This is a genomic window from Trichormus sp. NMC-1 (assembly GCF_001858025.1).
In the GTDB taxonomy this organism is placed as follows: Bacteria; Cyanobacteriota; Cyanobacteriia; order Cyanobacteriales; family Nostocaceae; genus Anabaena.
Genome location: NZ_LZQD01000009.1, coordinates 179,049 through 198,726 on the forward strand (window position 1 = coordinate 179,049; position 19,678 = coordinate 198,726).

Below are 19,678 nucleotides of genomic sequence, written 5' to 3' on the forward strand. Positions count from 1 at the left end.
TATTTATGGTATAAAATAAATTATAGGCTACGCTATTCAGTCTATATAGCTCCGCTTGAATAATACAGGAGATATTATGCCTATTGACTTGGGGAAAATTAATACCGGAAATACAAGTGATACATCTCTCCATCCTAGAGAAATATTTACTGCTCTTCCAGGTAAGAAAGAAGGCAAGTTTGAATATCGTAGAGACGTTCAAACACAGGTTTGGGATCATTGGTTTTCAAGGAGGAATGAAAAGGATTTAGTTGTCAAAATGAATACTGGTAGCGGCAAAACCGTAGTCGGATTACTTATCCTCAAGAGTTGCTTAAATGAAGGTAAAGGTCCGGCAGTTTATGTAGTTCCTGACAACTATTTAGTAAAACAAGTTACTTGTGAAGCACAAGACCTAGGAATTGAAGTTACCGACGACACTAATTCTCATAGATTTCGTTCAGGCAAAGCTATTTTAGTTGTTAATATATACAAGCTAGTTAATGGAAAATCAGTTTTTGGTGTTGGTGATGAAGGTATCAAAATCAGCATTGGTAGCATTATTATTGATGATGCACACGCTTGTCTTGACACAGTAGAAGACCAATTTATGTTAACAATTGATAGCCGAAATACTGCATATAAAGAAATTTATAGATGCTTTAAAGAATCACTTCGTGATCAATGTTTAGTAAAGGAATCTGAGATTAATAATCGTGAACGTGATGTTTTTATGCAAGTTCCTTTTTGGAGTTGGCAAAGTAAGATACCAGAAATATCACAAATATTAATTAAAAACAAAGAAGCTGAATGGCTAAAGTTTGTATGGCCATTGATAAAGGAATCACTAGCTATATCAAGGTGCGTTGTTAGCTCGGATAAAATAGAGATATCACCGCACTGTATACCAATTGATATGATTCCGAGTATTACTAATGCTCGTAGAAAGATATTTATGACAGCGACTTTAGTAGATGATAGTATTTTGTCCAGCCATTTTGGTATTACAGAGGAGTCTATCAATAAAGCTGTTATACCTGACACAGCAGGTGATATTGGTGATAGGATGATTCTCCTTCCACAAGTAATTAACACTAAACTAACTGATGATGAAATCAAGCAGTTTTGTAAGTCGATTTCACAAGATGTGAATGTTGTGGTTATCGTTCCGTCAGAGGAACGCTCTAAATACTGGCAAGATCAGGCCGATCAAATTTTGAATAAGGATAATCTGTATGAAGGAATAACTCGCTTAAAAAAGGAAAAAGTTGGTCTGACTATATTAGTTAATCGCTACGATGGAATAGACTTACCGAAGGATGCTTGTAGATTTCTTGTCATTGATGGATTGCCAGTTGCTCGACGGCTAATTGATAAAGTTGAACAAGTCATCCTAATGGGAAGTTCAAGAAAAGCTACTCAACTAGTTCAAAAAATAGAGCAAGGAATGGGGCGCGGGGTTAGATCCAGCGACGATTACTGTGTTGTATTTTTAATGGGGCGTAATCTTACTAGCCAATTATATGCTGAAGATGCAATAAATAGATTTTCTCCAGCAACTAAGGCACAAATAGACTTGTCGGAAAAGATTTCTGAGCAGATTAAAGGAGAAGACTTGTCTGCGATACGAGAAGCGACTATGTATTGCTTACATAGAAACCAAGATTGGGTATCTAAAAGCAAAGGAGCTTTGGCAGCACTTTCATACGAGGAAATTAGTACACCTGATTTGATAACAATTGCACAAAGGAAAGCGTATGATTTTGCTTCTATAAAAAACTATAATGCCGCAGTGAATGAGCTTAGAGAAGTTGTAAATAAAGTAGATGAGAAACCTCTTAAATCGTACCTAAAACAATGCTTGGCAGAATACATTAACTTGTATGATCCGGCAGAGGCACAAAAAGCTTTGATGTCAGCCGCCAGTGATAACTCAAGAGTAACTAAGCCAATGGGAGGCATTGCATATCATAAGCTAGAATCGAAAGCTATGGATCAAGCAAGAATATGTGGGGATTATTTAAAACAAAAATTTGATAATCCAAATAAAATCATTGTTGAGATGAATGGATTGTTAGAATCATTGATATTTAAACCAGAGACAGCAGATATATTTGAAGAATCATTTAAAACGATTGCTCAGTATATTGGGTTTAATAGTCAGCGTCCAGAAGCACAATATGGGGAAGGTTCAGATGTCTTTTGGGAACTCGGAAACCTATCATACTTTGTGATTGAGTGCAAAAATGGAGCGATTACGGATACTATTAGTAAAGGTGACTGCGATCAACTAAATGGATCAGGCGTTTGGTTTACTAATAATTATGATAAAACTTGCAAATTTACTCCGATAATGGTTCATCCATCAGTTAAACTTGGGTATGCTGCCAGACTTACAGAGAAAACAAGAATTATTAATAGAGAAAAGTTAGCTCTATTGTGTAAAAATACATCTGATTTCATCAAGTCATTATGTGTAGAAAACAAAATTAATGACGATAAAGCTATTAGGGAGAGATTGGTACAATACAATCTGACAGCTGATAAATTTTGCGAGCATTATACTACTAGCTTTAAATGAACGGCGATTACATGAAATAAGTAGTTCAAAACGACGCTTATTATTCCTATTCATTAACCAAAAAATCTGGATCGAGAATTTGGTTAATACTATAGGGATTATTAACAGGAAAAGTCGTATCAGGTAAATTAGTTTCCTGAATTGCTAAATCTATACCATCTTGGTAAGCAGAAACAATTGCTGCCGATAAATAAGATTTCAGACTGGGGTTTTCTTCAAGAAGTTCTTTAATGCGACGACGTTGTTCTCTAATTGTTGCTTTCCAACTATTACTGCGTTTATTGCTTTGATACTGCCATTTCAGAAGATGTCCAATCAAAATCCCAAGTCTATTTCTCAACTCTTGCTTTTCTCGCTTACCCAAAGATTCAATTTCCTCTATTAAATTTAAAATATCAAGTTGATTTAGTTGACCTTGTTTTAATAATTTTGCTTGTTCTAATGTCCAAGCATAAAAATCTGTTTCATAAAGTTTTGATGTCATCATTCTCATCTCCTATTTTATAAAGCAGACTAGGAATTATTACTAAGAATCCATCTCTCAACTACTATTTTATCATTTTTATCCTTTTGATTCAAAAATTTTTCATAATCTGAATCAGAATTTACTAGATTTGAGGATAAACATGATTAAATGTGATTCAACTATTATTTTATCCTGTACATCCATTAATCCTGGTAATCCTGATTCAGACACTTTTCAGATTACCCTCTACCAAACACAGTCCCCATAGAACGGACTATATTTTGCGGTTGCATAGCATCCATCGCTGCGGTTGGTTCATAACCACAATGAACCATACAATCAGCACATTTAGGATTACCACTAGCGCGTCCGTATTGACTCCAATCAGTCTCATCCAACAACTGTTTGAAACTTGTATAGTATCCTTCATTCAAGAGATAACAAGGTTTTTGCCAACCAAGAACACTATAACTAGGACTACCCCAAGGAGTACATTCATAGTCTTTCTCACCAATGAGAAAATCTAAAAATAGCGGGTTGTGATTAAAATTCCAATTTTTCTTACCAGAAGTGTAAGGTGTGAGAATTTCTCGGAATAAAGCGCGGGTTTGTTCTCTTTGCAGAAAATGATCCTGATCTGGGGCCCATGCGTAACCGTAACCAGGAGAAATCATCATTCCATCAGTTCCTAGAGTTTCCAGAAAGTCGAAAAACTCCTGCATTTCTTTGACATCGCAACCTTCAAAAATAGTCGTGTTAGTAGTGACACGAAAACCTTTAGCTTTAGCAGCGCGAATTGCTTGAACAGCAGTATCAAAAACGCCTTTTCTGTCCACACATTTATCATGCCATTCCCGCATTCCATCGAGGTGAACGCTAAAACTCAGATAAGGAGAAGGTTGAAATTTATGGAGACTCTTTTCTAATAACAAACCATTGGTACACAAGTAAACATATTTCTTGCGTTCTACTAAACCTTTAACAATTTCATCAATTTGCGGGTGTAATAAGGGTTCTCCTCCAGGAATAGAAACAACAGGTGCGCCGCATTCTTCCACAGCCGCAAAACACTGTTCTGGGGTGAGATTTTGTTTGAGAACTTCTGTGGGATGTTGGATTTTTCCACATCCGGTACAAGCTAAGTTGCACCGAAACAAAGGTTCTAACATCAATACGAGAGGAAAGCGTTTACGCCCTAACAGACGTTGTGTAACTAAATACTTTCCGATATCAATTGCTTGTTGTAGATTAATCGCCATTTAACTATTCTCCTCTCTTGATAACACCACTTAAGTTGAAGACCTAACCCCCAACCCCCTTCCCTAAGATGGAAGGGGGCTTTTTCCCCTCTCCTTGTAGGAGAGGGGTGAGGGGTGAGGTTTTTCATTTCACATAACCATTAGCAGTAAACCAGTCAACAGCATCCTTGAGTGCTACATTCAGAGGGGACTGAGGTAGACCTAGTTCGCGGACGGCCTTGGAAGCATCATAATACATTGGTTGCATTGCCATGCGGACTCCATCTATGGGAACTGTGGGTGTTTTTCCTAAAGGTGCGAGTATTTTTTCTTCTATCCAAGCAACGCTTAATGGTAAAAAAGCTGGGACGGATATTTGCGGTGCTTTTAATCCTGTGATGTCAGATAGTATTTCTAGCAGTTGTTTGAGGCTAAGATTTTGATGTCCTAAGATATAGCGATCGCCCCCTTTTCCTTTTTCTAAAGCCAGCAAATGTCCTCTAGCAACGTCTCTTACGTCAATAAAGTTCAAACCAGTATCTACATAAGCCGGCATTTGTCGTCGCAAAAACCGCAGGATAATATCTCCGGTGGGTGTGGGTTTAATATCCATAGATCCAATCGGACTGCTAGGATTAACTATCACAATATCTTGACCTTGTTTTGCTGCTGCGATCGCCACTTGTTCAGCTAGGAATTTAGACTTTTTATAGTCTCCTACCAACTTCTCTACAGGACTCTGATAGGTTTCATCAACCACTTGACCAGATTTCCCCACACCAATAGCTGCGACAGAACTGGTATAAACTGTGCGTTCAATTCCCGCTTTTTGCGCTGCTGCTAAAAGATTGCGCGTTCCTTCCACATTATGACGATACAGTAAATCGCGGTCTTTTTGCCAGAGAGAATAATGAGCAGCGACATGAAACAGGTAGTTACAACCCTGCATCTGTTTCCAGATATGCGGATCATTTAAATCACTTTTGACGATATCTACTGCTAAACCCTGTAAATTGCCCAAGTTACTACTCCCACGCACCGAAGCTGTAACTTTGTATCCTGACTCCAACAGCGATCGCACTACATGAGAACCTACAAATCCTGTACCACCAGTCACAAAAGCCCGCATTCAATGACCTCTCACTCCTCAATATTTCATTATTGTCAGAATCAGGATTTACAGGATTAAAGGATTTACAGGATTTATCAAAAAACTGAGCTTTTACACTATTAATAAGTTTTTATTATTAAATAATAAATTTAAAATAAGTTTTTCTTCAAAAAAATTCCTTTTTTTAGGGGTCGCAGTCGGGGTCAATGTGGTAAGATAGTCTTATTAATATAATGGAGTGTAAGTAAAATTTTTATTTAGGCACGCATTCCCATTATAAAAATATCACTTCCAGCGGAAAAAGTCAACGGGGTTAAACCCCAAAAAAACGAAATTTTTTTTTGAATTTTTGAATTTTTTTGATGTTTTAAGAAATTGAAGGAACTAAAATCTTGTAAATCCTTTAATCCTGGACATCCTGATATGGCTACGCTATCAGACAAAAAAATTATAACACAAACAAACATCCTATAAATCCTGATTCAGACGATATCAGATCCCCGACTTCTGTGATCAATCTTCTCATTTACCAAGATGGAAGTTTTAGAAGTCGGGGATCTCAAACTGTCACCTGTCAACTGTCATCTTCTTCCTGGGAAACCAATCATCTAAAATTGTATAGACAACCGGGACAACAATTAAACTAAGGATAGTAGAACTTACCAAACCGCCAGCAATAGCTACAGCCATAGGCGATCGCAATTCTGAACCCGCACCAAAACCCAAAGCAATAGGTAACATCCCTAAAAGAGTAGAGACAGTAGTCATCATAATTGGTCTAAGTCTGACTGGTCCAGCTTTGAGAATAGCTTCCGTGCGTTCCAAACCTGATCGGCGTAACTGATTAATGTAATCTACCAAAACAATAGCGTTTTTATTTGCCAGTCCTAATAAAAACACAAAACCAATCAAAGAAATCATGCCAAAATCACTTTTGGTAAAGAGTAAAGCTAACATCGCTCCCACCACAGCTAAAGGTAAAGAAACGCCAATCACTAACGGATCTACCCAGCTTTTGAACAGTAAAATTAACACAACAATGATACACAAAGCCGATAAAATCAAAGTTGAAATAAAACTACCAAAAACTTCATTTTGTCGGGCAGAATCTCCACCTAAACCTAAAGTGATATCAGCAGGTAAAACTCCTTTTGCTTCTGCAACAATTTTATCTGTAGCATCACCCAAAGTTAAACCCTGACCCAAATTAGCACTGATATATGCAACCCGTTCCTGATTCAGTCGTTCAATTTGAAAAACCTGATCTGCATTATTTGTGTCTCCTGTAACTGTGACATCAGCAAATCCTGGGATTTTGGTAATGCGGTCTTTAATAGACTTAGCCGCTTGATTCAAAGCTTTGAGATCATTACCGCGAAGTGCTATCTGTAAAGGTTTTTCTCCACCAGTATCCACAAATTGAATATCTTCTACACTGGTATTTACACCAGGAAGTTTAGGCAAAGTTTGCCGTAATTGATCTTGTAACTCTGCCGTTTTAATCGTGCGATCTTCCTTCAGCTTGACATAGAGAGTTCCCTTATTTGGCTCACCTCCACGAGAACCGACAGTAGTAAAAACTGTTTCCACATCTGGGGATTTTCTCACCTCTGCTTCTAGTTTTTTCGCCACCTCTAAAGAGTCATTCAGAGGGTTAGGAATAGGTATTTGGGATTGGGGATTGGGGATTGGGGACTGGGAAAAAGTTCTTTCTCCCTGCCTCCTATCTCCTAATTGCTGCAAAGCTGCTAAATCAGGTATTTTAGGCAGAGGTGCAGTGTAAGTAATGTTAAATTCACCGCGATCTAATTTGGGAATAAAACCCTTGGGAATAAAAGGAACTAGGGCAATTCCAGCAATAAAACTGAGTACAGCTAAGGCAATAACTATTTTGCGGTGGTTTAAAGACCAAGAGAGTAAATTGCGATAAGCATCGGTAAAATAAACTCCAATATTTGCAAGACTTACCCAAGAACTCTTGGATACACTCTTGTCTTCGCGTTCTTCGTGTTCTACCCTTCGGGAACTGCTTCGCAGAACGTGGTTCAATTCTCCGTTCTGGGAATTTTTCTTAACAGGTTTGAGCCAGTAAATAGATAAAACCGGTGATAAAGTCCGAGCTACCAATGTAGAAGCAATATAGGAAGCAGAAACCGTGATTCCGAATGGCTCGAAAAACTGCCCGACTACTCCACCCATTAAACCAATAGGTAAGAATACGGCTACGGCTGTGGCAGTTGTAGCGACGACTGTTAAACCAATTTCATCGGTAGCTAAGTGTGCAGCTTCGCGGGGACTTTGCCCTTCTTCGATGTGCCGCAAGATGTTTTCTACATCAATGATGGCATCATCAATGACACTACCAATCACTAAAGCCAAAGCCAACAACGTAATCGTTTCTAGGTTGAAGCCGAAAATTGCCATGACGATAAACGTCGCTAACAAAGATGTGGGAATTGCCAAAGCAGAAATCAAAGTGGCTCGCCAATTCCATAAAAATGGGAAAATTACGACAACTGCCAAAATGATAGCTTCTATCAACGCATCTATAGTTGACTGGGTGGCTTGGCGGATATATTCAGCTTGGGTAGCGGCTAGGGTGAGTTTGACATCTTTCAGGGTAGAACGCAGGTTTTGTACTTCCTGTTCGACTCGACTGACTACTTCTAAAGTGTTAGCATCACCACGTTTGATAACTTGAAATGCTAGTACATCTTGACCATTAAATCTGACTAAATTTGCTCCCCCTGTTAAAGCCGCAGTGGCATTGCTAGGATTGAGAGGAGGTGATTTTGGTGGAGCGCCCAAAAGTGAGACTTTGAGAACTCCTGGCAATTTAGCGATCGCTGGTAAAATCTTCTCATTGGCTAATTTCTGCAAATCACCCAAATTTCCTGACTGACTCTCAATGGCATAACTAATGACTGATGACTCATTCAGGTTTAAAGGAATAATCTTATAATTAGCTCCTTCCGGGAGTTTTAACTCCTTCAGTGCGCTCTTCGTTTTGTTAGTAGAAGTTTCTAAATCTGTACCAACTGCAAACAACAGGCTTACCGCACTTTGCCCCGGATAAGTTGAGGAACGGATATTATCAATTCCTTCTAGGGACTTGAGGCTTTCTTCCAGTGGTTTTGTTAACTTAGCTTCTGTTTCTAACGCAGAAGTTAGGGGTGCTTGAGCATTTACCACCACCACGGGAAAAGTAATATCTGGAAACAAAGCGTATTTGAGAGAACCGAAAGCGAGAATACCCGCTACTGTCACCGCTATCCAAAAACATACCGTCAACCACGAAAATTTAATTGCCCATCTGGAGATATTAAAAACTTCGCGTGCGGATTTTGAGTTATTAGTCTGTACCATCTTGGAAAATCAATCATTCTACCGCTGACACAATCATTTAGTCATGCTACATTAATGACCCACATTTTGGTCAGTTTTCCCAATGGCTACATTCTAGTACCGCAGGGCGGAATTAAAAATTAATAATTAAAAATTAAAAAAGCAGACGACACAAGCTTTTTGAGAATTTTTAATGGTTGGTTAATTTACGCCGTTATGTACTAGTGTTCGTAAAACCGATGTTCAATAAATTTAACTATCCTCTACACTTGTAGTAACACCAGGTAACGAGAGGCAAATCAGAACGCAGTTGATCTGGGAGTGCAGATGTTGTAATTTGTCGTTCTTTTTTCAGCTTGATATACAGCGTACCTGATTCGGCTCACCTTCACGAGAAGCCACAGCAGTAAACACAGTTTCTACTGTAGACACTTTCTCTCGATGGCTTCCAGTTTCTTAGCGACATCCCGCGAATCATTTAACGGATTGGGAATAGGAATTGAAGATGATGAAGCAGCTAAAGCGGCTCAAGCCACAGCAGAGGAGAAATTACTTTGGTCTTTTATGTTCGTTCCTCCTGGTCCCGGTAGCTTTCCTGGTTCTGGTAGTTGTCCTGGTTCTGCTTGCGCCAATAGTCGGGGAGCAGGAACACGAGCTAGGGTCATGCTACAATAATTGCCCGAAGTTTAAAACTTTTTAATGTGATTAGTGCTTATGCACACAATTTTAGTCCCACAGGGTGCAGAATACAAAGCTGTGTGTCGTGGTTTAAGTCGCGTCACTCGTTCCCAACCACAAGTCTTAGCAATTCCCGTGGGTATGCAGCCACTGCGACAATACTTAGAAAATATTCCCCATGATCCAGAAAATCGAGTGCTGATGATGGGTTTGTGTGGCAGTTTAAATCAGCGCTACACGGTTGGAGATATTGTTTTATATCAAAAATGCCTTTTTCAAGAAAATCTGCAAGAGTGCGATCGCTCGTTCACCGCAGATATACATACCCAAATAGGGGATCATGTGTCTTTTGTCAAAGGCTTAACGAGCGATCGCGTGATTTGGTCAGCAGCAGAAAAGCGTGATTTGGGTAAAATATCAGGGGCTGATGTCGTAGATATGGAAGGATTTACAGCCTTGGAATTTTTCCAGCAAATTGGGGTATCTGTGGCTATACTGCGTGTAGTTAGTGATGATGCTGCTGACGATATACCTAATCTGACATCAGCTATTAGTCCTGATGGTTCATTGCGAGTTTTACCTCTAGCTTGGCAGCTACTGTGTCAACCTATAGCTGCTACTCGACTCATTCGTGGATCTTTAAAAGGACTCAAAGTTTTAACGAAAATTACTCAATTACTTTTTGCTGATTCAGCCCTGAGGGGACGCGGAGATGAGGGGACGCGGTGACGCAGTGACGCGGTGACGCGGTAACGCAGTGACGCGGTGACGCAGTGACGCGGAGATGGGGAGATGGGGAGATGGGGAGACGCGGAGATGGGGAGACGCGGAGACGCGGGGAAAAATAAGAATTCCCTGTTCCCTGTTCCCTATTCCCTGTTCCCTGTTCCCTGTTCCCTGTTTACGAATTACGGATAAACTCTGCCTTTCCAAGCACCACCTCGCCCTTGCCAGTGACGGATGGCGGAATCTACGGTCATTAAGGTATAGAAAAGGGCAATTATTGGTAAGCTGAAGGCGAACCAAGGGATACATTTATAAAAGCGGATAATCGGGAAATAAGCAAAAGTCATCAATAAATATACTGTGAAGGCGGTGAGGGTAATAGCCCAATTGCCTAATATTAAACCAAGGATAATTCCTAGAGGTGGCAATAAATAAACTAAAATCATTCCCAACACACTGCCAATGAGCAGAAAGGGAGAATAATTGAGTTGAGTATAGGCACTACGGGCTACCATATCCCAAATCGTTTTCAGGGAATCATAAGGGCGTAAGCTGTGAGTTACAGCACTCAATCCTAGCCAAATGCGCCCTTGACTGGATTTGACGGCTTGTGCTAAAGAACAATCATCTATTAAGGCTTGGCGAATTATTTGCAACCCACCAATTCTGTTTAAAGCTTCTGGACGAATTAATATACATCCTCCCGCAGCGGCTGCGATCGCTTTTTTGGGGTTATTTACCCAGCGAAATGGGTAGAGTTTTTGGAAGAAGAAGACGAAAGCAGGAATTAACAATTGTTCCCAAAAGCTTTGACAACGCAGTCGCACCATGACAGATACTAAGTCTAAGTTGTCTTGTTCGGCTTTGGTAATTAATCGCCGCAGGTTGCTAGGATCATGTTCTATATCTGCATCAGTAAGTAAAAAATAATCGGGTAATTGTAGGGATGTTTCCTGAAAAGTCTTTATAGCGGCTTGTACACCTTGTTCCATAGCCCAGAGTTTACCAGTCCAACCAGGAGGTAAATCTTGACTAGAGACAATATGCAATTGCTGGGGTTTGTTGACGGCATAGACTACTCCTTGGGCAAAGTTGGCTGTACCATCTGTACTCTGATCATCTACCAAAAATATCTGGAAATTACCACCATAGTCTTGGAGGAGGAGCGATCGCAAACTAATCGGGATGACATCAGCTTCATTCCGCGCTGGAATTACCACACACACCGTCGGTAAGGCTGTTTGTGTAACCTCTTTTCTTGTCTCTAACTGTTGATCTACTCGCCAAAACTGCCCCCAAAACAACAGTAAAAATAACCAAATTGCCAAGGATAAAAGCATCAACCCCAATACAATTGCCGCCATGACCTATTGCAAATTCTCAGTGACTCAGACAGAATACTATGTCTAATGATTTTAGGAAAGAATGTTTGGTATTGGTAGGGGCGTATTGCAATACGCCCCTACAGGGTTACGTTATTATTATTTGGTGCTGAGGCGAGTATTTTATGTATACACAAGACAGGGTGAAAGTCAAGCAAGTTACTGAAGCGATAGCAGCGAGTCAAAAACATCTGCTTTCAATTCAAAATCCAGATGGTTACTGGTGGGCGGAATTAGAATCTAATGTTACCATTACCTCTGAAACCGTTCTGCTGCACAAGATTTGGGGAACAGACAAAACCAGACCTTTACACAAAGTTGAATCATATCTGCGATCGCAACAACGAGAACATGGCGGTTGGGAACTGTTTTATGGTGATGGTGGGGAACTCAGTACAACCGTAGAAGCTTATATGGCGTTGAGGTTGTTAGGTGTACCCGCAAATGATCCCGCAATGGTGAAAGCGAAATCTCTGATTCTAGAAAAAGGTGGAATCAGCAAAACTCGCATTTTTACCAAGTTACATCTGGCATTAATTGGCTGTTACAATTGGCGCGGACTTCCTTCTTTACCTTCTTGGGTAATGTTGTTACCAAATAATTTCCCATTTAATATTTATGAACTTTCTAGTTGGGCGCGTTCTAGTACAGTACCATTATTAATTGTCTTTGATCGTAAACCTATCTTTCAAATTGACAACCCAATCAATTTAGATGAATTATATACAGAAGGTGTGAATAACGTCAAATGGGAATTACCCCAAAATGGCGATTGGTCAGATATATTCAACATCCTCGATGATGGTTTTAAATTAGCAGAAAGCTTGAATTTTGTACCTTTTAGAAATGAAGGAATTAAAGCCGCAGAAAAATGGATTTTAGAACGTCAAGAAGCTACAGGAGATTGGGGAGGAATTATTCCCGCCATGTTGAATTCCTTATTAGCTTTAAAGTGTTTAGATTACGATGCTAACGACCCAATTATATATCGGGGTTTAAAAGCAGTTGATAATTTTGTCATAGAAACAGAAAATAATTATTGCGTTCAGCCTTGTGTTTCACCTGTATGGGATACAGCTTGGGCGATTCGCGCCTTAATTGATTCAGGTTTTGCACCAGATCATCCTACCATCGTGAAAGCTGGAGAATGGTTAATAGAAAAACAAATTTTAGATTATGGTGATTGGGCGGTAAAAAATCATCAAGGAAAACCCGGCGCATGGGCGTTTGAATTTGACAATCGCTTCTATCCCGATGTTGATGATTCGGCTGTGGTAGTCATGGCTTTACATCAGACAAAATTGCCAAATGAAGAACTGAAAAAACAAGCTATTAATCGTGCTTTAAATTGGATAGTATCAATGCAATGTCAACCAGGAGGTTGGGCGGCTTTTGATGTAGATAATAATCAAGATTGGCTTAATTCTGTTCCTTATGGTGATTTGAAAGCCATGATTGATCCCAATACAGCAGATGTCACTGCTAGAGTATTAGAAATGTTGGGGGCTTGTAATTTATCAATTAAACCAGATAACTTGGAAAAGTCCCTAACTTATCTATTAGATGAACAAGAATCAGAAGGTTGTTGGTTTGGACGTTGGGGAGTAAATTACATTTATGGAACTAGTGGCGTTTTATCAGCTTTAGCTTTGATAAATCCTCAAAAATATGAAGACAATATAGAAAGAGGTGCAGCTTGGTTAGTCAAAGTTCAAAATAATGATGGTGGTTGGGGGGAAACTTGTTTTAGTTACAACAATTCCCACCTGAAAGGAAAAGGAGACAGCACAGCTTCCCAAACAGCTTGGGCGTTAATTGGTTTAATAGCCGCAGGTGAAGCAACGGGTAAATTAGCTACTGATAGCCTTGAAAAAGGAATTAACTACCTATTAACAACTCAAAAATCTGATGGTACTTGGGATGAATCATACTTTACAGGAACGGGTTTTCCTTGTCATTTTTATTTGAAGTATCACCTCTATCAACAGTATTTTCCTTTAATTGCGTTGGGGCGATATCAAGCAATTATGAGTTAACTATTAAGAAATAGAGTTAACAGGTGACAGAAAAGAGGAAAACTGTAGAGATTTTTCATGAAAAGTCTTTACATTTTCTTCGTTCTCATTGATTCATAAAACTGCTAACTATATACAGCACTTCCCAGTGTCATGAGGTACAAGAACCCCACCCCCAACCCCCTAAGAGCAAGCGATGAGGGGGCTATGATGTACCTTATAACAAAGGAATCCGCTGTATATTGTATCTCAACAAAAAGCTGTCTAGCAATGTAGGTTGGGTTAAGCGACAGCGCAACCCAACAACAGCTTTAATAATTCTAATTTTGGGTTTCTTTGCGTTAAACCAACGGAACTGAATTTGGGATAAAATTAGTTAATAATCCATCCATACTACCTAAAAAATTGTTCACGTCAAACAAGTTGGATAAGCTGCTGTTCACAGCATCAGGAATTGTGTTGGTATTGCCCGTAACAGAGTTTATACCGCTATCAGAATCAGAACCACCCACTATAATTTCTTGTTGTTCAACAGGTAAATTGGTGAATAATAGATTAGACATTGTAGAAGTATCCTTACTTTTATTAGAACTGCTAAAGCCGCGTTTAATTTAAATAGTAGAAAAACTCATCACAGTAAGTCAATATGATATGCAACTAGAAGCAACACAGTTTTATATAATTATAAATACTCTCAAAACTTAGCTATTATTTAGACAGGGATTTTCATCGAGATATAGTTTAAGTCTTAGTAAGCCCAGATATAGGAGTCCTATATTAGTCCTATAGCAGAGGAGAGTATTTTTAAATTAATACCCATTAAATAACAAATACGGTAGAGCCTTAAATATAAAACCTCTCTCGTAGTAGGGAATTGGTTGGGAATTAGCTCTATCTAAAGTTGAATTACGCCATATTACTTCAAATTATTGGTAATGAATGGTTGTAACGGAAATTTAAACCCCCCAGCAGCAGTGGTAATTTGAGAATTTGCCATGTCCAAAAATCAACACTTACAAATGTCTCCATTACTTCATTACTATTAGTAAGTAGTAGATTATAAAAACACTATAAAAAGATAGATTTGTCATTTACAAACTAGCATATTTAAACCAGTCGTAAGACAGATGAAGATAAATATAAATAAACGTAAACTAATCAATAAGAAGCAAAGGGCGTGGCGTAAGGATTTAAGGGTGCAGCTGCCCCAATCATCACAACCGCAACCACAGAGTAACAAGCATAGTGTTTACTCTGTGTTTATCTCTTAGTTAAATTTGTTTTTAATTCAGTTAGTAATTGCTAAGTGGGTAAGAAGATTATTTAAATCCTTTGTTTTCTGTGAAAAGTCATCTTTTCCCTAACGAGCAACTTACGTCATTTAGATGATTAGTTTTTATCAACGGAGGTGAAAAATGGAATATACAGAGTTTATTACTCATGTACAAAGTCTAACCCAATCTAATTCTCGTGAAGAGGCTGAACGTGCTACTCAAGCTACATTAGCAACCATTAAGGAACTTATTCCTAATGATGAAATACAAGAATTAGCGGCACAACTACCAGAAGCATTAGGTCAATATTTACGTGAGAGCGAGACAGAAGCTAATCAATCATTTCATTTGCAAGAATTTATTGAGCGTGCAAGTCAAAAAGAAAATATAGACCCCACTACAGCTGCTATTCATGTACGTGCGGTTTTTGCAGTGCTACAAAATGCTATTACACCGGAAAATTTCCTGAAATTTCATACTTCTTTCTCACATGATTACGAAGAATTATTTGCTATTTAACTACGTAGATAGCAATAAATTTCATCAAAGATTATCAAATATTGTTGGTATTCAATAACCATTTTTTCAACTCATCCTTACAAATAACCAGGGATAAATCCATGACACACAATAATAATTCGAGTAATTCTGCTAATAAGAAAGTCGCTATTCTCATTGAACAAGGAGTAGAAGATCTAGAATTTATAGTACCTTATAATGGATTAAAACAAGCCGGAATCGAGGTAGTAGTCCTTGGTTCTCGGATGAATGAAAAATATAAAGGTAAACGAGGAAAACTGAGCAAACAAGCTGATGCAACCACAACAGAAGCCATAGTTGATGAATTCGCGGCGGTAGTAATTCCTGGTGGTATGGCTCCTGATAAAATGCGGCTTAATTGTAATACAGTTTGCTTTGTCAGAGAAGCGATGAAGCAAGGTAAATTGATAGCTGCTGTATGTCATGGACCACAAGTTTTAATTGAAGGTGATTTACTCAAAGGTAAACAAATAACAGGATTTACTGCTATTCGCAAAGACATCAGCAATGCTGGAGCAAATTATATAGATGAACCAGTAGTTGTAGACGGTAATTTAATTACATCCCGTGAACCTGGTGACTTGGCAATTTTTACAACAGCACTATTAAATCGTTTGGGTTATGGTGGGAAAGATGCTGGATTACCTGATGAAAAAGACACAAGTGCTGAATGGTGGAAATTAGCTGATGCTTGGGGTGGTTCAACAAAGAATGAAATTCTGAAAGGTTTGAATACGGCTTTAGCTGGTGAACGTTATTCGATGGAAGCTTTAGAACATTATTTAGAAAAAGAATCTGATCAGGAAGTAAGCGCTCTGTTTCAAGAAATGATTTTGAATAAACAGCACCACATTAAAAAGCTGGAAACCTATCTGAATAGATTGCACGAAAAACCATCTTTGGCTGCTAATATCGCTAATCAATATGCCCAATTAAAAACAGCCTTAACTGGTAGTGATGATATCTATCAAATACGTTGTGCATTAGGTGATATCCAAACAGGTATTGGTGATCTTAGCAATTTGTCGGCAATGTATACTGACCCCGTAGCCACAGCAATTTTCAAAGAAATTCACAACGATTTAGGTAAAGATGAACAGCAATTAATAGAACTTTATCGGGCGCGGATTGCTGCTGGTATTAAGCCTCCTAAACCCACTTCTGGGGCGGCTGTTACTCAAGCTTAGATTTGAGATTTTGGATAGTAATAAAAACATCCAAAATTTCGATATGTGGTCAAGTTAAATGTTGAGTCAAAATAGCATACATTTGAGGTTTTTTATGAATCAGATTTTGAATTTTCTCCAAAGAAAAATTTTCCGTCCAATTGTAATAATTTCTCTGATGGCTTTTACTTTTTTCGGTTTCCCTGCTTTGAATTATAGTAATTCTCTGGCGCAAGCTGAGACTGTGAAAACTCCAGAAGGTATCTATTACAAAGGTACTCCCGACACGGCAAAAATCAGAAATGACAAGCCAGTAGAAAACGCTCCGAAAATACTGAAAGAGACAGCAGAAAACATCAAAGAAAAACTAAATCTTGATGAACCAGTTCCTGATGCGACCAAAGAGTTTTTAGAAGATGTAAAAACAAATGTTGAAAAAACTGTAGAGCCAATTACGGGTACTCGACGCGGTTTTTATCAAGAAACTATTCCGGAAAAATCAAAATAACAATAAGTAGCTAACAACTCAATACTTTTCTGTTAAGCCCAAAAAATATAATTATGTAGGTTGGTTTGACGTTAGGAAACCCAACATTGATAGGCTTTTGTTGAGTTGCGCTATCGCTTAACCCAACCTACGAAAACTCTTAACCGAACAGTATTGGCTAACAACTTTCTGGCATATTTATGAATTCACATTTAATAATTTTGGCGGTAAAAATATGAGTGATACCAGTGTTAAAAAAGTAGATTCTGCCTACTCTCCAAAAGGTCAACTCGGACAAAAATATCTTGCATCTGGTAAAAATGTTTCCATGCGTTTGTGGGAAGACGAACAACCAGAAAATGATAAGCAGCCAACTCAAAGAGAATATGAAACTGTTGGTTTTGTTATTAATGGTCGCGCGGAATTGGATATTGAGGGACAAAAAATTTTGTTGGAAAGGGGAAGTTCCTGGGTAGTACCAAAGGGTGCGATGCATTCTTATAACATTCTGGAACCATTTACAGCAATTGAGGCGACTAGTCCGCCGGCTCACATTCATGCAAGAGATGAACATTAAACTGTTTAAATAGTTTAAATATAGCAGGAGTCAGGAGTCAGGAGTCAGGAGTAAAACTGGCTTGGTATCTAGGTTTCAATTTTGATTCTGTACCTCATTGATCTGCAATCTGCTGTAAATAGTTTAAATATCTAATTACTAGCCTCTTTACTTAATAAGTAAGGGGGCTTTTATGGATTTATAGTTTTGTGGGACAAGAAAGGTTTAAAATTCATCAAGATATGTATTGATGAATCAATTATGCTAACTTTGACGCAATATCAACGAACTGACTCCAATGTTGTAGTTAATTTAACTCTCGCACTCACCGCAGAAGAACGCGCCCGCAGCCGTCACCGATTTACATTGGAGGATGGTAAAGTTGTGTTTTTGCGTTTACCAAGAGGTACAGTTTTACATGATGGTGACATTCTCGCTGATGAAAGTCAAAGTAATTTAATCAGAATTATTGCTAAACCTGAACCTGTTTTGACTGTGTTTGCCGCCACACCTTTACTATTAAGGGCTGCATATCATTTGGGAAATCGTCATGTACCTGTAGAAATTACTCCAACTTATTTACGCTTGTCGCCAGATGCAGTTTTACAGGCTATGTTGACACAATTGGGTTTAGAAATTAAGGAAGAGGTTGTACCTTTTCAACCAGAATTAGGAGCTTATGGACATTCTCACTCATAGTAATTTTTTATCTATTTTACAATTAGCTAGTCCAGCTTTACCGGTGGGAGCTTATAGCTATTCAGAAGGTTTGGAAATGTTGGTGGAAAATGGCACTATTACTAATGTGGAAAATCTCAAACATTGGTTAGAAGCTGAGTTACGTTATGGGTCAATTCGGCTAGATACCGCTGTAATGGTAAGAGCGTTAAATGCTGCTAATCTGGATGATGTAGAAGCTTTACGTCGATGGAATTTGTGGTTATCTGCGGTGAGAGATACCGAAGAGTTACGCGCTTCTAGTTGGCAAATGGGGCGATCGCTCTTACAATTATTAGGTAAACTCGCACCGGCAACTTTACCATTAGCTACATCTGTGGGTTATCCTTGCAATTATGCGATCGCTTTTGGGATTGCTGGCGCTCATTGGCAAATCAGCACAGACGCTGCATCATTAGCATATCTCCATAGTTGGGCAAATAATTTAATTACTGCGGGAGTTAAACTTATTCCCCTAGGTCAAACTGCTGGACAAGAATTATTACTTGGGTTACAAGAATTATTAATTGCTGCAATGGTGGAAATTCTGGCTTTGGAGGATGATGATTTGGCTTGTTGTAGTTGGGGGTTATCTTTGGCTAGTATGCAGCATGAAATCCAGTATACTAGGTTGTTTAGAAGTTAAATCAGGGAACAGGTGACAGGTGACAGGGAATAGGGAATAGGGAATAGGGAATATTTGATAATTTCACAAATAACCAATGACCAATGACTAATGACTAATAACTAATGACTAATTTTATGAATACATTTCGAGTTGGGGTAGCAGGGCCAGTGGGTTCGGGGAAAACGGCTTTAGTTGATGCTTTGTGTAAGGCTTTACGCGCACAATATAACTTAGCAGTAGTGACGAATGATATATATACTCAAGAGGATGCCCAGTTTTTGGTGCGTTCTCAGGCGTTGGAGAGCGATCGCATTTTGGGTGTAGAAACAGGAGGTTGTCCCCATACTGCTATCCGCGAAGATGCTTCGATGAATTTAGCCGCAATTGAACAATTAGAAGAAAAATTTACAGATTTAGATTTGGTCTTTTTAGAAAGTGGTGGTGATAATTTAGCTGCTACTTTTAGTCCTGAATTAGTTGATTTAACAATCTATGTGATTGATGTGGCTGCTGGTGATAAAATTCCCCGCAAAGGTGGCCCAGGTATTACTAAATCTGATTTATTAGTTATTAATAAAACTGACCTTGCACCCTATGTTGGTGCTGATTTAGGTGTGATGGAACGAGATGCAAAAAAAATGCGCGATCAAAAACCTTTCATTTTTACGAATTTGAAAACTCAAGCCGGTTTAGCAGATGTTATTAAATTTGTTACCAAACACATTTGCTAAAATAAGGCTACAGCGGTTTCCGCTCTTATGAGGTACATCTTAGCCCCCTCATCGCTTG

The 19,678-nt window shown here is 38.7% G+C and carries 18 protein-coding genes; 12 read left to right on the plus strand and 6 right to left on the minus strand.

The genetic code is table 11. From position 1 onward, the window contains the following. Positions 1-76: 76 nt before the first annotated feature. Positions 77-2,560, plus strand: a complete 2,484-nt coding sequence (locus tag A9Y75_RS22780) for a DEAD/DEAH box helicase family protein (protein WP_071191810.1) — start codon at positions 77-79, stop codon at positions 2,558-2,560. 46 nt (positions 2,561-2,606) lie between these two features. Here A9Y75_RS22780 and A9Y75_RS22785 read toward each other — a convergent pair whose 3' ends face one another. The 4 genes from A9Y75_RS22785 to A9Y75_RS22805 form a co-directional block, all read right to left on the minus strand. Next, positions 2,607-3,044: a DUF29 domain-containing protein gene (locus A9Y75_RS22785; RefSeq protein ID WP_071191811.1), complete on the minus strand. Its 438-nt coding sequence runs from the start codon at positions 3,042-3,044 to the stop codon at positions 2,607-2,609. A gap of 221 nt (positions 3,045-3,265) precedes the next feature. Continuing rightward, complete coding sequence (hpnH, locus tag A9Y75_RS22790) at positions 3,266-4,285, minus strand: adenosyl-hopene transferase HpnH (protein ID WP_071191812.1); 1,020 nt, start codon at positions 4,283-4,285, stop codon at positions 3,266-3,268. Between the two features lie 124 nt (positions 4,286-4,409). Next, positions 4,410-5,393, minus strand: coding sequence for a hopanoid-associated sugar epimerase (gene hpnA, locus A9Y75_RS22795; RefSeq protein ID WP_071191813.1), 984 nt, complete (start codon positions 5,391-5,393; stop codon positions 4,410-4,412). Positions 5,394-5,942: 549 nt separating this feature from the next. Further along, positions 5,943-8,741: an efflux RND transporter permease subunit gene (locus A9Y75_RS22805; RefSeq protein WP_071191815.1), complete on the minus strand. Its 2,799-nt coding sequence runs from the start codon at positions 8,739-8,741 to the stop codon at positions 5,943-5,945. A 420-nt stretch (positions 8,742-9,161) separates the two neighbouring features. Between A9Y75_RS22805 and A9Y75_RS22810 the strand changes: the two genes are divergently transcribed. The 3 genes from A9Y75_RS22810 (at position 9,162) to A9Y75_RS30285 (ending at position 10,316) form a co-directional block, all read left to right on the plus strand. Beyond that, positions 9,162-9,395 carry a hypothetical protein gene (locus A9Y75_RS22810; RefSeq protein ID WP_071191816.1) on the plus strand — a complete coding sequence of 78 codons (234 nt, stop codon included), beginning with the start codon at positions 9,162-9,164 and terminating at the stop codon, positions 9,393-9,395. A gap of 39 nt (positions 9,396-9,434) precedes the next feature. Next, the gene (locus tag A9Y75_RS22815; protein ID WP_071191817.1) at positions 9,435-10,127 is read left to right on the plus strand and encodes a phosphorylase; all 693 of its coding nucleotides are present in this window, start codon (positions 9,435-9,437) and stop codon (positions 10,125-10,127) included. A 63-nt stretch (positions 10,128-10,190) separates the two neighbouring features. Beyond that, positions 10,191-10,316, plus strand: a complete 126-nt coding sequence (locus tag A9Y75_RS30285; RefSeq protein ID WP_269086328.1) for a hypothetical protein — start codon at positions 10,191-10,193, stop codon at positions 10,314-10,316. Here the strand turns inward: A9Y75_RS30285 and A9Y75_RS22820 are convergent. Then, positions 10,307-11,488 carry a glycosyltransferase gene (locus A9Y75_RS22820; RefSeq protein ID WP_071191818.1) on the minus strand — a complete coding sequence of 394 codons (1,182 nt, stop codon included), beginning with the start codon at positions 11,486-11,488 and terminating at the stop codon, positions 10,307-10,309. The genes A9Y75_RS30285 and A9Y75_RS22820 overlap by 10 nt on opposite strands. Positions 11,489-11,631: 143 nt before the next feature. Here A9Y75_RS22820 and shc point away from each other — a divergent pair, with 143 nt between their 5' ends. Continuing rightward, positions 11,632-13,542 (plus strand): squalene--hopene cyclase, encoded by a 1,911-nt coding sequence (gene shc, locus A9Y75_RS22825; RefSeq protein WP_071191819.1) that lies wholly within the window; start codon positions 11,632-11,634, stop codon positions 13,540-13,542. A gap of 320 nt (positions 13,543-13,862) precedes the next feature. On the opposite strand, the gene A9Y75_RS22830 is transcribed toward shc, so the two are convergent. Further along, positions 13,863-14,084, minus strand: coding sequence for a hypothetical protein (locus A9Y75_RS22830; RefSeq protein WP_071191820.1), 222 nt, complete (start codon positions 14,082-14,084; stop codon positions 13,863-13,865). 852 nt (positions 14,085-14,936) lie between these two features. On the opposite strand from A9Y75_RS22830, the gene A9Y75_RS22835 reads away from it, so the two are divergent. The 7 genes from A9Y75_RS22835 to ureG all read left to right on the plus strand — a co-directional run bounded on the left by A9Y75_RS22835 (position 14,937) and on the right by ureG (position 19,620). Beyond that, positions 14,937-15,314 carry a DUF2267 domain-containing protein gene (locus A9Y75_RS22835; RefSeq protein ID WP_071191821.1) on the plus strand — a complete coding sequence of 126 codons (378 nt, stop codon included), beginning with the start codon at positions 14,937-14,939 and terminating at the stop codon, positions 15,312-15,314. A 101-nt stretch (positions 15,315-15,415) separates the two neighbouring features. Continuing rightward, a complete protein-coding gene (locus tag A9Y75_RS22840) occupies positions 15,416-16,522 on the plus strand; it encodes a DJ-1/PfpI/YhbO family deglycase/protease (protein WP_071191822.1) in 1,107 nt (368 codons plus the stop codon). A gap of 94 nt (positions 16,523-16,616) precedes the next feature. Beyond that, on the plus strand, positions 16,617-17,009 hold the full coding sequence (locus A9Y75_RS22845) for a hypothetical protein (protein WP_071191823.1): 393 nt from the start codon (positions 16,617-16,619) through the stop codon (positions 17,007-17,009). A 214-nt stretch (positions 17,010-17,223) separates the two neighbouring features. Continuing rightward, complete coding sequence (locus tag A9Y75_RS22850) at positions 17,224-17,565, plus strand: cupin domain-containing protein (protein ID WP_071191824.1); 342 nt, start codon at positions 17,224-17,226, stop codon at positions 17,563-17,565. A 240-nt stretch (positions 17,566-17,805) separates the two neighbouring features. Continuing rightward, complete coding sequence (ureE, locus tag A9Y75_RS22855; RefSeq protein WP_071191825.1) at positions 17,806-18,243, plus strand: urease accessory protein UreE; 438 nt, start codon at positions 17,806-17,808, stop codon at positions 18,241-18,243. Continuing rightward, on the plus strand, positions 18,224-18,907 hold the full coding sequence (locus A9Y75_RS22860) for an urease accessory protein UreF (protein WP_071191826.1): 684 nt from the start codon (positions 18,224-18,226) through the stop codon (positions 18,905-18,907). The genes ureE and A9Y75_RS22860 overlap by 20 nt, the downstream gene beginning before the upstream one ends. Positions 18,908-19,023: 116 nt before the next feature. Further along, entirely contained in the window at positions 19,024-19,620 is a 597-nt protein-coding gene (gene ureG / locus A9Y75_RS22865; protein WP_071191844.1) for an urease accessory protein UreG, read from the plus strand. Positions 19,621-19,678: the final 58 nt, after the last annotated feature.

Coding starts and splice junctions, on each gene's coding strand:
- A9Y75_RS22780 (WP_071191810.1), top strand. CDS start 77: ATGCCTATTGACTTGGGGAAAATTAATACCGGAAATACAAGTGATACA.
- A9Y75_RS22785 (WP_071191811.1), bottom strand. CDS start 3,044: ATGACATCAAAACTTTATGAAACAGATTTTTATGCTTGGACATTAGAA.
- hpnH (WP_071191812.1), bottom strand. CDS start 4,285: ATGGCGATTAATCTACAACAAGCAATTGATATCGGAAAGTATTTAGTT.
- hpnA (WP_071191813.1), bottom strand. CDS start 5,393: ATGCGGGCTTTTGTGACTGGTGGTACAGGATTTGTAGGTTCTCATGTA.
- A9Y75_RS22805 (WP_071191815.1), bottom strand. CDS start 8,741: ATGGTACAGACTAATAACTCAAAATCCGCACGCGAAGTTTTTAATATC.
- A9Y75_RS22810 (WP_071191816.1), top strand. CDS start 9,162: ATGGCTTCCAGTTTCTTAGCGACATCCCGCGAATCATTTAACGGATTG.
- A9Y75_RS22815 (WP_071191817.1), top strand. CDS start 9,435: ATGCACACAATTTTAGTCCCACAGGGTGCAGAATACAAAGCTGTGTGT.
- A9Y75_RS30285 (WP_269086328.1), top strand. CDS start 10,191: ATGGGGAGATGGGGAGACGCGGAGATGGGGAGACGCGGAGACGCGGGG.
- A9Y75_RS22820 (WP_071191818.1), bottom strand. CDS start 11,488: ATGGCGGCAATTGTATTGGGGTTGATGCTTTTATCCTTGGCAATTTGG.
- shc (WP_071191819.1), top strand. CDS start 11,632: ATGTATACACAAGACAGGGTGAAAGTCAAGCAAGTTACTGAAGCGATA.
- A9Y75_RS22830 (WP_071191820.1), bottom strand. CDS start 14,084: ATGTCTAATCTATTATTCACCAATTTACCTGTTGAACAACAAGAAATT.
- A9Y75_RS22835 (WP_071191821.1), top strand. CDS start 14,937: ATGGAATATACAGAGTTTATTACTCATGTACAAAGTCTAACCCAATCT.
- A9Y75_RS22840 (WP_071191822.1), top strand. CDS start 15,416: ATGACACACAATAATAATTCGAGTAATTCTGCTAATAAGAAAGTCGCT.
- A9Y75_RS22845 (WP_071191823.1), top strand. CDS start 16,617: ATGAATCAGATTTTGAATTTTCTCCAAAGAAAAATTTTCCGTCCAATT.
- A9Y75_RS22850 (WP_071191824.1), top strand. CDS start 17,224: ATGAGTGATACCAGTGTTAAAAAAGTAGATTCTGCCTACTCTCCAAAA.
- ureE (WP_071191825.1), top strand. CDS start 17,806: ATGCTAACTTTGACGCAATATCAACGAACTGACTCCAATGTTGTAGTT.
- A9Y75_RS22860 (WP_071191826.1), top strand. CDS start 18,224: ATGGACATTCTCACTCATAGTAATTTTTTATCTATTTTACAATTAGCT.
- ureG (WP_071191844.1), top strand. CDS start 19,024: ATGAATACATTTCGAGTTGGGGTAGCAGGGCCAGTGGGTTCGGGGAAA.